Raw genomic sequence first — 11,821 nt, forward strand, 5'->3', positions numbered from 1 at the left:
ATATGAGCACGGATAAGACAGCGGCTATCGAGCCAGTTCGCATTAAACGTACTGATGAAATTGTTAATGCGATAAAAGAAACGATTATGGCGGATAACCTGATACCGGGTGACCGCTTACCCCAAGAAAAAGAGCTAATTGAGCGTTATAGCGCGAGTAAAAGCACGGTAAGAGAAGCCTTAAAATCATTGGAAGTGCAGGGGTTAATTAAAACCAAAACGGGCCCAGGCGGGGGGGCGTTTATTGATTCAATGACCGAATCCCGTGCGATGAGCTTGTTATCAAACTATTTATTCACGCGAGATATTTCCATTAAAGATATCTATACATTGCGTAAATTATTAGAGCCAGTTGTTGCAGTGAGTGCCATTGATAATATCGATAATGCGGGAATTCAAAAACTGTATGACACCATTGCGATTTACGACCATGAGCCTGCTAATGAGGAGGAACGCTGGCAACAGCGAATGGCAGAGTTGGATTTCCATGCCGTCGTTGCCAGTTACTCAGATAATGTTCTCTTAGTGTTTATCTGCCATTTTTTACAGCGTTTACTTAAAGATTTAGCGGTTTGTAAAGACATTTACCTGAAACCCGAACCAGTAGATAGATGCCAAGGCATTGAATATCAGTATCAATTAATAGAGGCATTACGCCGTAAAGATGCCGCTAAGGTACAGGCGGTGATGGAAGAGCACATGAATTATGCCGAGCAGGCAATGTTGGCTCTACAAGCCACACTGCAAGAACGTTTTTTAAGTGAAGATAGGTAACATAATGATAGATAAAGCATATCTAACCTCAGTATTAAAGACACTTTTATGTACACCTAGCCCGGTGGGTATGACTGAGAAAGCGGTCGCACAAACGCACCAATGGTTGACTGAGTTGGGTTTTACACCGCAGTATACGCGCCGTGGAGTGTTATATATTACATTCGGTAATGATGAACCCAAACGGGCACTTGCAGCCCATTTGGATACCTTAGGGGCAATGGTTACTCAGCTCAAACCTAACGGGCGGTTAGCGTTACGTAATACGGGCACTTGGGCTGCGCGCTTTGCTGAAGGCGCTCGAGTCACCGTGTATGGTGATAATCACCAGTATCGCGGCACCATTCTACCGTTAAAAGCATCAGGTCACCGCTTTAATACCGAAGTGGATACTCAAGTGGCTGATTGGGATAACTTAGAAATTCGCCTTGATGCCCCATGTTATAGTGCGGAAGATCTACAATCTCATGGTCTGAATGTGGGGGATATGGTGGCAGTTGATGCCCAACCTGAATTTATTGACAATGGGTTTATTGTTTCTCGTCATTTAGATGACAAAGCAGGCTGTGCGGTGATGTTAGCGGCATTAAAATCGCTAGTGGACGATGGTGTGCTACCGGCTGTTTCTTGCCAATTGATGTTCACGATTTCTGAAGAGGTCGGGATTGGAGGGACTCATGGCTTTGGTGAGCAAGTTCAGGAATTATTAGCGATTGATAATTCTGTTTCAGCGCCTGATCAAACAACACGTGATGACGCATTAACATTGGCATTTCGTGATAGAACGGGGCCATTTGATTTAGCGATTACGCGCCACTTACTGCAATTATGCCAGCAATATAACATCCCTCATGTGCGCGATACATTTAAACATTACCGTTCTGATAGTGCGGCAGCTATTGATGCTGGGTGGGATATTCGGGCTGCATTAGCATGTTTTGCCTTAGATAGCTCCCATGGTTGGGAAAGAACGCATATTGATTCACTGGTTGCGTTAGCAACATTGGTACGACGTTATATTGAAAGTGATTTAGTGCCATTACCGGGGCAGTAATTTTAAAGCCATCTTCTGATAAAAAAAGAAGATGGCTTTAATCCTATGTATCACTAGCTTAGTTTGGCTTGCGATAAATATTTATCCATCTCATCTTGCGGTACCATACCGCCACCGGTCGCCCAGACAAGGTGGGTGGTATTGGCCATGACTTCTGGTGTCAGTGACTTAGACTGTAAATAGTCTGTGTTTTGGGTGACATGAACACTGCCGGTCATACCTGCTAGTGCGGAAGGCTCGAGCTTAATCGACTCCGTTTGATTAAGTAAGCTTAATAGGTTGTACATCTCGGTATCATCAATCGTGTAATAACCATCAATTAAACGTTCCATTGCACGCCCCACAAACCCTGACGCGCGGCCCACTGCAAGGCCATCAGCAGCCGTGATGTTATCAATGCCGATTTCTTGTACTGAAATGGCATCATGGAGCCCTGTATGCACGCCAAGCAACATGCAAGGTGAATGTGTGGGTTCGGCAAATAAGCAATGTACCGCATCACCAAAGGCTAACTTCAAGCCAAAGGCAACGCCACCCGGGCCTCCGCCGACACCACAAGGCAGATAAACAAACAGCGGGTGTTGGTTATCAACAATAATGCCTTGCTCTACAAATTGTTTTTTCAAACGTAAACCTGCAACCGCATAGCCTAAAAATAGTGTGGTTGAGTTTTCGTCATCAATAAAGAAGCAGCGCGGGTCTTTTTCAGCTTCTTTGCGGCCTTGTTCGACCGCAATGCTATAATCCTGTTGATATTCAACAACATTTACGCCGTGAGAACGTAACTTATCTTTTTTCCACTGACGTGCATCCGCCGACATATGTACACTGACACTAAAGCCTAATTTTGCACTCATAATGCCAATAGACATGCCTAAATTGCCGGTTGAGCCAACGGCGATACTATATTGGCTAAAGAATTGTCGAAACTTATCTGAGGATAGAATTTCATAATTATCATCAATTGATAATAAACCGGCTTCTAAAGCGAGCTTTTCCGCATGGGTCAAAACTTCATAGATACCGCCTCGCGCTTTTATTGAGCCCGAAATAGGTAGGTGGCTATCTTTTTTAAGTAACATTTCCCCAGTAATTGGCGTTTCATAACGTGTTTCAAGAGCACTTTGCATATTGGGAATAGCAACCACGTCGGATTCTATGATCCCTTGTGTGGTTTGCGTTTCAGGAAACGCTTTCATTAAATATGGGGCGAAACGTGTTAAACGTGCCTCGGCGTCTTGCACATCCTCGAGGGTCAACCCCACATAGGGTAAACCCGCTTGTGTGGTGGTTGAGTTTGGGTTAAACCAAGTAACTTGCTTTAAATCGATTAAGTCCTGAACTAAAGGGGTGTCAGCAATTAACTTATCAATATTTATCTGAGTCATAATTACTCTCTTTTAAATCACAAATGAAAGTGCAAAGGTGCCTGCCAGCGCAACGAGGGATGCGATAAGTGTGGCGACACTGTAAAAACGAAATGTTTCAGCTAAGGTGGCATTACAATATTGTTTGACCAGCCAGAACAAGGAGTCCGTCACGATGGTACAGCCAATTGCGCCTGAGCCGATGGCTAATGTCATGATCTCAGGGCTGATATGCGGGTACATTGGCATTAATGGGGCAACAATTGCAGTGGCGCCCATCATGGCAACGGTCGCAGAGCCTACCGCAGCATGTAGAATGATAGCTACTAACCAAGCCAATAGGATTGGGTGCATATCAATGCCTGAAAGAACCAGCGCAAGGGAATCGCTTAACCCACTTCCTTTTAAGATGCCATTAAACGCCCCTCCCGCACCAATGATTAATAAAATATTGGCGATGGAACTAAAGCTTTCTTCCGTTTTACTGAGTAGCACGCTCATGCCCATATTACGGCGAATGCCCAGTACGTAATAAGCGACAAATGCGGCAATAAACATGGCAGTGATTGGGTTACCAATAAACTGTAAAAGGGTAAATAATTGATTGTCTTTGCTCATGTTCAAATCTGCTGCGGTTTTGATCAACATGAGAATAATTGGCAGTAAAACGGTAAATAAAGTGGCACCTAGCGAGGGTAAATCTTTTTCTTCACGGACTTCTAAGTCAGAAAAGGCTTCTGGTACCGTTTTAAAAGGTAAGCGCTCACCTAAGAACTTTAGGAATAATGGCCCGCCGACCAGTGAGGCGACTAAACCAACGGCTAAGCCCGCAACAATCACAGTGCCAATATCTGCCCCAAGTTCATTAGTGACAAATAGTGCAGCAGGGTGTGGCGGAACGATACAGTGTACGGCCATCAGCGCAGTACATAGCGGGATAGCCAGTTTTAATAAAGAGGTATTGGTTTTTTTGGCGATGGAAAATGCCAGTGGGATCAACAAAACAACCCCCACCTCAACAAATAGAGTGATACCACAGATTAAACCAATTAGTACCATGGTGACGTCTGGAGTTAACCAACGGCTTTTCTGTAGGGTGATCCCGATGCGCTCTGCTGCACCTGAAATCTCCATCATTTTCCCTAGTATGGTGCCTAGTCCAATAATAGCGGCTAAAAAACCGAGTGTACCGCCAATCCCATTTTCGATAGCATTCACCATCTCTAACGGGTTCATTTTCATTGCAATACCGACAAAAAAGCTGGCGAGTAACAGGGCTAAAAAAGGGTGAAACTTAAATTTAATAATTGAGACTATGATCAGCAAGATACTAATAACCAGAGTACCGAGCATCCACATTGTAGAGTCCATATCCTACCCCTAATCATTTTGTTGTTGTACTTCTATTGGATAATAAATATGCAAGGGTGACAAACGATGAAACCTAAGCTTTAGATGAATTCAATTAACTCAAGTGCGTGATATGGGTCATATAAAATACCAATATTAGGATTTGCATCATATAAATTCACCTTAAAGGCGCTATATTGTTGATAGCGACGAGCTGGGTCATTTCTCAAATAAGGGGGGAAGAGGTTGGTGTCATCGAATTTGAATCAATTTGAACAATCCGGTTTTATTCAATGGAATAAGCGGTTATCGAGCTATCAATTATCCCGCCTACATACCTTTGAAGCTGCGGCGCGACATAGCTCTTTTGCCCTAGCGGCGCAGGAGCTTGCCCTCACACCCAGTGCGGTAAGTCATCGTATTAATACCTTAGAGGGAGAACTGGGTTTTAAATTATTTGAGCGTTTTCATCGGCGTATTGAGTTAACTTCCGATGGTGAGCGTATTTATTGGGCGTTACGTAAAAATCTGGATGATATTAACCAAGAAATTATTGATATCAAAAACCAAGAAATTTCTGGGGAATTAACAGTTTACTCACGCCCATCGATTGCCCAGTGCTGGTTGATCCCGAAAATTGCAGATTTTGCTAATCAATACCCATCGATTCAATTAAATTTATTAACAGGGAACGATGATGTTAATTTTCGCGGCTATGGTATTGATGTGGCAATTTATTATGATGATATGACAAGGTCTAATCTCTATTGTGAAGACCTGATGTCAGAGTCGATGGTTCCAGTGTGTAGTCCGAAATATGCCCAGCAATATGATTTGCTGAATAATATTCATCAACTAAAAAACTGTACGTTACTGCATGACCGGCAAGCATGGAGCAGCAATTCCGACTATGATGAGTGGAAAGCATGGAGCGAATACTATCAGCTACCCTTGTTTCCCCACCGCCGAAACCTGTGTTTTGACCGTTCAGACTTAGCTATTGTAGCCGCAATGAACCACGCAGGTGTAGCAATGGGGCGCAAGCAGTTGGTGGAAAAGCGGATTAAAAGCCGTGAGCTCGTGATGCCTTTTGGCGATACGCCATTAACCTGCCAACAGCGGTATTACTTTGCGATGCTTAATGATAAGCGGCACCCAAAAGCGGATATTTTTATTCAGTGGTTAAAACAGCAGGTTAGCTGAATATCGCAAGTAAAATACAATAGCTTACCGCAGGGCACAGTACTTTCCCCTGTAACCGTTAATACAAAAATTATTGCGGATTAACTAAACAAAAAAGGCAGGGCCTAATGTCAGCACTGCCTTTTTATCGATATAAAACCTTAATTAGCGGCTCAGTGCATCCGCCACGGATTTAAAACGAGCAAATTTATCGCGTAATTGCTGATGCCCAACGGCATTGGGTTGGTAAGTTGTCATTTTCGCTGTACTGGCTGAAATGGCGACATCGAAGCCGGAATAATAACTTGTTCCAACGGCAGCACACAGCGCCGCCGCTTGGCAGCCAGACTGTTGTATGTTGACGACATCTAACGGTAAATTACTCGCATCACAGAACATTTGCATCCACAATGGGGAGTGGGTTGGGCCACCCGTAAAGCGAATGGACTCAGTGGTATTATCGAGCCCAACAATGCGGTCTTGATGCAGCAAGTGAGAGAACACAATACCTTGGTAAATCGCGTAAACAATATCTGCATCTGTATGGTGAGAACTTAAACCTAATAGGCCGCCATGCAGGTTACTATGGTAATTAGAGCCATATAGCCAAGGGAAAAATAGGATATCATTTTGCCTTGTTGCCCCTTCGGCTACGCAATGGTTAAGTACCTCATAGTCCTGTAAGCGTTGATTGAAGAAATGGCGCGTAAACCACGCGAGGTTACTGGCTGACGTTGGGCTTCCTTCATGGACAAAATAAGTACCTGGAATACAGTATTTGCTCCAAACATACGGGTAATCTGATGGGATAATTTCATCAAAAACACGGGTGGAGATTGTCCATGTCCCAGCAACTGCACTCAGTTTATCTTTTTGATTGACGCCCGAAGCCAAGGCTGCACCGACAACATCGAAGAAACCACCAAAGACAGGCGTCCCTTCTGTCAGGCCACATTCTGCTGCTGCTTTATGCGTTACAGTCCCCGCAAGTTGGGCTGAATTGATCACTGGTGCTAATTTGTCATTGACCTCGTCAATACCAAATAGTTTGCATAAGCTAGGGTCGTAACTTGATTTAGTTTGGTTAAATAATTGGCTACCTGAAATATTAGTTTCTTCACAGGCAATTTGGTCAGTAAGGCGATAGCGAATATAGTCATGTACCATTAAAACATGACCTGTACTCCGGTAGTTATCGGGTTCGTTTTCTTTTAACCAGCGTAGTAATGCGACGGGGTGAGAAGCCCAGAGCTGCTGTAAACTCAGCGGATAGGCTTTGTCTGCCGTGCCATTTTTATGCCATTCATCAACAATGGCCTGAGCGCGGGAATCCGAAGATACAATCCCATTTCTAACGGGTTTGCCGTGTTTATCGAGTAAATAGAGGCCCTTACCGTGCGAAGAAAAGCTAACGCCCGAAATTTGTGAAGCATTCAAGCGGCTATTTTTAATCGCTTCGCGGATCACGCTACAGGCTGCTTCCCATAGCACATCCATATTTCGTTCACTAAACCCTGCTTCAGGGCTCTCAGTGGGGAAAGGGTGCTCTGCAACAACAATTTCTTGGCCTTCAGGTGTGTAGACTCCCGCTTTAATAACAGTACCACCAAGGTCGACACCCATAAAAAATGCATTCATTGTGGGCTCCTTTAAGCGTTGTACCAACCAGCTTGTTGCATTTTATCTTTTATCCAATGGCGAGCCTTAATGATTTCAATCAATGGTTCTTCTGCTTTTTCTGTCCACATTTCAATCAAAAAGGTACCGCGATAATTTAAACGCTTTAATAGTTTGAATAAATTCACAAAATCGACACAGCCTTCCCCAAAAGGGACATCACGGAATTGGCCTTGGCAGGTTTCTGTTACCGCGTAGGTATCTTTTAAGTGAATAGCCGTGACGTGCTCAATACCTTGTGTGAATTCCTGTTCGACATTATTCCCCCATGCGGTCAAGTTACCCACGTCAGGGTAAACAGAAAACCATGGAGAGCGAATTTTGTCAGATAGGGCTTGCCACTTAGTGATGGAATTCATAAATGGCGTATCCATGATCTCTACGGCACACATTACCTGAGCCGCTGCGGCAACTTCACTGACCCATTGCATCCCTTTTTCAAAATGGGCAATGGTCTGTGCATCTTGCTCTTCATAATAGACATCGTAACCTGCAAGTTGGATAGTCCGGATCCCAAGGTCTTGCGCTAATTTGATGGCTTTTTCCATCAAGGAATAAGCCATCATGCGAGTTGCTTCATCGTGGCTACCGAAAGGGAAACGGCGGTGACCAGATAAACACATTGTTGGAATACGCACGCCAGTTTGCTGGATGGCTTTGACAATGTCTAGGCGCTCAGCTTGGTTCCAGTCCAAGCGTGCAAGGCGTTCGTCGGTTTCATCCACTGACATTTCAACAAAATCAAATCCAGCGGCTTTAGCTAACGCTAACTTCTCTAACCAACTGCTATCTTTAGGTAATGCTTTTTCATAAATTCCAATTGGATGCTTGCGCATGGTGTTCTCCCTGAAAAATTTAACTTTGTGGTGATGTTTTATTAAGGCGCTGGTTGCGGGTCATGGCTCGTTTAGCACTCCATCTTTCTTTGAAGAATTTGAACGCCAGTGCCAAAATTAGGGTGATCCCCCAAACCGCAAGGTTAAAGTGCAGGCTGACTCCCAGTAGGCTTAAACCCGTTGCGATGACTTGTAAAACTAATAAAGCGCAGAATACACGGCTAACTTTCCCAACTCCGCCAAATGGGTTAGTCCCACCTAATACAATGGCAAGGATGGTGAGTAATAAATAAGAGTCACCATAGCCCATACGTGCAGAGTTAAAGCGTGCCATCATAATGAGGCCTGCAAGTACGCACAGAAGGCTAGAAATGGTATAGATGGCGATCATTACGCGGTCTGTACGAATACCGCTGAACCATGTGGCATTGATATTACTGCCACTCATGTAAATGTTTTTCCCTAAGCGTGTACAACCTAAAAATAGGGCTAACAAGATAGCGGTGACAATAAAGATAATCATAGCAATAGGGACACCAAATACAGTGTCAGCACCAATAGCACGTACAATCGGTGGCATACCGCTGAGTGCGGCACCTTTAGTAAGGTAAACCCCAATACCACTGATAATGGTCATCGTACCAAGTGTGACTAGAATTGGGTGGGCACCGATATGGGAAATCATTAGCCCTGTCAGTGTGCCAATAATTACCGCGATGACCGTTGCACCGACTAATGCCAATAATAACCACATTAATTGCGTACCAGTTCCTGCCTCCACGGGTAGGTAATTAATAAAGACCCACGCCATAAATAAGCCCGTTAAGTTAGCGGTGCTGATAATCGCAAGGTTTAAACCACCGCTTAACATCGGGACAAACATGGCAAAAGTGAGTAAACCTAGCTCAGGTAATTGGAAGGTAATACTTAAAAAAGTATTTTGCGTAAAAAAATGCCCCGGCATAGCGATGCTGAATGCAGCTATCGCCAATAAGAAGATTGAAAGCAGTCCGATAACAGAGCCATCAATTTTAAAAAAAGCGTGTTTTTTCATGGTGATATTCCTGTTAAACAAAACCTACGTCCGTCTCTTTGCGTTTTTTGTAGTGAGTAATACAAATCGCAATGAGGATAACCATGCCGATGACGATATTGACGAAATAGTTAGAGACGCCAATTAAGTTGAGGCCATTCTTTAAGATACCGATCAGGAAAACCCCCATGAGCGTACCGATCACCGTACCGCGTCCCCCCGACAAACTTGCCCCTCCTAACACCGCCGCAGCAAGTACATCGAGTTCTCCTCCTACGAGGGCACTGGGTACCACTTCACTCATTCGGTAAGTTTGCAACATGCCACCAATGGCTGCCATAGCACCTAGATAGCCATAAGCGAACAAATAAATGACGGAAACTCGAATACCAATACGAGTCGCAGACTCTTGGCTGCCCCCAACCGCATATAACTGGCGGCCAATATGGGTTTTATTCATTAAAATCCAAGTCAGGAAGGCAATACCAAGCATCACTAAAAGAGGCAGGCCAACTTGGTAGTATTCCCCATCGACTTCGAACGGCAAGATAGTCACAGGGTCTACCCACCAATCGGGTAAATCATAAATACTATGACCATTTGTTAACCACATCAGCATGCCAAATAACAATGATTGCATACTGATGGTGATAATGATGGAAACCACATTGAGGGAGTAAATTAATATTGCATTGATTAAACCAAAAGCGATACCAATGATTATTGCCAATGTGATACTCAGGGCTGGGCTAGCAATAATTCCTTGTAATAACCATGTTGCTATGACGTATTGAACGACGGAAGCTACGGCCGCAAAAGAAATATCTATCCCACCAGTGACTAAGACGACAAATAACCCTAAAGCAAAGACACCTGTGACTGCATAGCTTTCACTTAGGTCGAGTAAGTTTTGAATAGTCAGAAATTGTGGGCTCATAGCAGTAAAGAAAACCACCATAATGATAATGACCCAAATTAACCAACCTTCAACTGATTGTGGTCGAAGTTTTTGCCAATTAGCCATTGATGATTTCCTCCAACTGTTGCTCATTGATGGAATCTGTCATGATTTCTTTGACGATAGTTCCTTGTTTCATATGTAAAATTCTGTCGCAGTTATAATAAGCTTCGGAGGCTTCATCGGTAATTAGAAGAATTGAAATCCCCACACCAGATAAACGGTGAATTAATTTATAAATACTGTCTTTTGCACCAATATCGACACCCACAGTTGGGGAGTCTAAAATCAATACTTTTGGGCGAGTTAAAATCCATTTAGCAAGAACCACTTTTTGTTGGTTACCGCCAGATAGCGTGGAAAGGGGGTTATTGGGGTCAGTTACTTTAATATCTAAGTCAGCAATCCACTCTTGGACAATGTCTTGACATTGTTTTTCATCAATCAAATGCAATGGGGTTTTTAAACGGTCAAGAATGGAAATGACCATATTATCGGCGATAGATTGCTGTAATATCGCACCTAACGTTAGGCGGTCTTCGGATACATAGCCAATACCGTGTTTAATCGCTTCGGTATTGTTCTTCAGCTTAACGGGTTTACCTTCAATACGTAACTCACCATTATCGGGGTGAGTAATACCAAATAAAGAGAGCGCTAGCTCAGTACGGCCGGAACCGAGCAAACCACATAAACCTAATACCTCACCGCGTTTTAAACTCAACGAAATATCTTGATATTGGCCTGAGCGGCTGAAGTTTTTAACTTCTAGAACCGTACGTCTATCTTCCGCATTGTTTGGGGGTTTGCGTTCATGAACGATGTCTAAACCGGTCATGAGTTCGGTAATTTTGCGGGTGGTTAAGCCTTCAGCAGGCCATGTGCCAATTTTTTGCCCATCACGGATCACCGTAATGCGGTCAGATATTTCCTTGACTTCTTCAAGTCGATGACTGACAAAAACGACGGTGATCCCTTTGTTTTTTAAGTAGTTCACTGTCGATAGTAATTGATTTACTTCGGTTCGAGTGAGGGACGCCGTTGGCTCATCCATAATTACTAGGCGAGCATCCGCGACTAAGGCACGGCAGATAGCGACTTGTTGGCGCTGAGCAATGGGTAAAAATTGAACTGGCGTATCTGGGTTAATGGAAAAAGCGAGTTCATTGAGTATTTCTAACGCTTTTTCGCGCAATTTCTTTTTTTGGAACCAACCAAAATACCCTTTGAGGTTCAGCTCAAAAGCGATATTTTCAGCCACCGTTAAGTTAGGGAATAGCGATAAGTCTTGATAGATAACCTGTACGCCTAATTCACGAGCTTTATCGGGTGTTAACCGGTGGTAATTTTTGCCATCAATCTCGATTTTACTGCCATTATCAGGAGCGTACACACCGCTGATAGTTTTGATCAGGGTACTTTTTCCACACCCATTGGTGCCTGCTAAACAGTGCACCTCACCTTTGTTTAGCGTCAAATCAATATTGCGTAATGCACGATGACCCCCAAAGCTTTTGGAAAGGTCTCGTAAGGTGATGAGTGGGTCGGATTTGTCAGCTTTTGAGGTGGTTGTCATAGGTATAATTCCTAC

General features: G+C 43.8%; 10 protein-coding genes. 3 read left to right on the forward strand and 7 right to left on the reverse strand.

Going from position 1 to position 11,821, the window contains the following annotated elements; all coding sequences use genetic code 11:
- Positions 1-2: 2 nt before the first annotated feature.
- Positions 3-773, forward strand: coding sequence for a FadR/GntR family transcriptional regulator (locus ACPEH5_RS11690; RefSeq protein ID WP_042845532.1), 771 nt, complete (start codon positions 3-5; stop codon positions 771-773).
- Between the two features lie 4 nt (positions 774-777).
- Complete coding sequence (locus tag ACPEH5_RS11695) at positions 778-1,827, forward strand: osmoprotectant NAGGN system M42 family peptidase (protein ID WP_048605980.1); 1,050 nt, start codon at positions 778-780, stop codon at positions 1,825-1,827.
- Between the two features lie 53 nt (positions 1,828-1,880).
- On the opposite strand, the gene ACPEH5_RS11700 is transcribed toward ACPEH5_RS11695, so the two are convergent.
- Together ACPEH5_RS11700 and dsdX are read right to left on the reverse strand one after the other, a co-directional pair.
- Positions 1,881-3,215 carry a D-serine ammonia-lyase gene (locus ACPEH5_RS11700; protein WP_272692500.1) on the reverse strand — a complete coding sequence of 445 codons (1,335 nt, stop codon included), beginning with the start codon at positions 3,213-3,215 and terminating at the stop codon, positions 1,881-1,883.
- A gap of 12 nt (positions 3,216-3,227) precedes the next feature.
- Positions 3,228-4,565 (reverse strand): D-serine transporter DsdX, encoded by a 1,338-nt coding sequence (gene dsdX, locus ACPEH5_RS11705; protein ID WP_042845526.1) that lies wholly within the window; start codon positions 4,563-4,565, stop codon positions 3,228-3,230.
- Positions 4,566-4,793: 228 nt separating this feature from the next.
- On the opposite strand from dsdX, the gene dsdC reads away from it, so the two are divergent.
- Positions 4,794-5,747, forward strand: coding sequence for a DNA-binding transcriptional regulator DsdC (gene dsdC / locus ACPEH5_RS11710; RefSeq protein WP_129466481.1), 954 nt, complete (start codon positions 4,794-4,796; stop codon positions 5,745-5,747).
- Positions 5,748-5,891: 144 nt separating this feature from the next.
- On the opposite strand, the gene ACPEH5_RS11715 is transcribed toward dsdC, so the two are convergent.
- The 5 genes from ACPEH5_RS11715 to ACPEH5_RS11735 are packed head-to-tail and all read right to left on the reverse strand — an operon-like array spanning position 5,892 to position 11,806.
- Positions 5,892-7,364 carry an FGGY-family carbohydrate kinase gene (locus ACPEH5_RS11715; RefSeq protein ID WP_166686590.1) on the reverse strand — a complete coding sequence of 491 codons (1,473 nt, stop codon included), beginning with the start codon at positions 7,362-7,364 and terminating at the stop codon, positions 5,892-5,894.
- An 11-nt stretch (positions 7,365-7,375) separates the two neighbouring features.
- Positions 7,376-8,239, reverse strand: a complete 864-nt coding sequence (locus ACPEH5_RS11720) for an L-ribulose-5-phosphate 3-epimerase (protein ID WP_281110724.1) — start codon at positions 8,237-8,239, stop codon at positions 7,376-7,378.
- Between the two features lie 19 nt (positions 8,240-8,258).
- Positions 8,259-9,293: an ABC transporter permease gene (locus ACPEH5_RS11725; protein ID WP_042845514.1), complete on the reverse strand. Its 1,035-nt coding sequence runs from the start codon at positions 9,291-9,293 to the stop codon at positions 8,259-8,261.
- Positions 9,294-9,306: 13 nt separating this feature from the next.
- A complete protein-coding gene (locus ACPEH5_RS11730; protein WP_042845513.1) occupies positions 9,307-10,296 on the reverse strand; it encodes an ABC transporter permease in 990 nt (329 codons plus the stop codon).
- Positions 10,289-11,806 carry a sugar ABC transporter ATP-binding protein gene (locus tag ACPEH5_RS11735; protein ID WP_210786967.1) on the reverse strand — a complete coding sequence of 506 codons (1,518 nt, stop codon included), beginning with the start codon at positions 11,804-11,806 and terminating at the stop codon, positions 10,289-10,291. Before ACPEH5_RS11735 ends, ACPEH5_RS11730 begins: the two co-directional genes overlap by 8 nt.
- Between the last annotated feature and the right edge of the window lie 15 nt (positions 11,807-11,821).

This window comes from Providencia sp. NPDC089933, from assembly GCF_049545585.1.
Classification (GTDB): Bacteria; Pseudomonadota; Gammaproteobacteria; order Enterobacterales; family Enterobacteriaceae; genus Providencia; species Providencia huashanensis.

What these genes read in the sequence shown, in the direction of transcription:
- ACPEH5_RS11690 (WP_042845532.1), top strand. Translation starts at nt 3, where the DNA reads ATGAGCACGGATAAGACAGCGGCTATCGAGCCAGTTCGCATTAAACGT.
- ACPEH5_RS11695 (WP_048605980.1), top strand. Translation starts at nt 778, where the DNA reads ATGATAGATAAAGCATATCTAACCTCAGTATTAAAGACACTTTTATGT.
- ACPEH5_RS11700 (WP_272692500.1), bottom strand. Translation starts at nt 3,215, where the DNA reads ATGACTCAGATAAATATTGATAAGTTAATTGCTGACACCCCTTTAGTT.
- dsdX (WP_042845526.1), bottom strand. Translation starts at nt 4,565, where the DNA reads ATGGACTCTACAATGTGGATGCTCGGTACTCTGGTTATTAGTATCTTG.
- ACPEH5_RS11715 (WP_166686590.1), bottom strand. Translation starts at nt 7,364, where the DNA reads ATGAATGCATTTTTTATGGGTGTCGACCTTGGTGGTACTGTTATTAAA.
- ACPEH5_RS11720 (WP_281110724.1), bottom strand. Translation starts at nt 8,239, where the DNA reads ATGCGCAAGCATCCAATTGGAATTTATGAAAAAGCATTACCTAAAGAT.
- ACPEH5_RS11725 (WP_042845514.1), bottom strand. Translation starts at nt 9,293, where the DNA reads ATGAAAAAACACGCTTTTTTTAAAATTGATGGCTCTGTTATCGGACTG.
- ACPEH5_RS11730 (WP_042845513.1), bottom strand. Translation starts at nt 10,296, where the DNA reads ATGGCTAATTGGCAAAAACTTCGACCACAATCAGTTGAAGGTTGGTTA.
- ACPEH5_RS11735 (WP_210786967.1), bottom strand. Translation starts at nt 11,806, where the DNA reads ATGACAACCACCTCAAAAGCTGACAAATCCGACCCACTCATCACCTTA.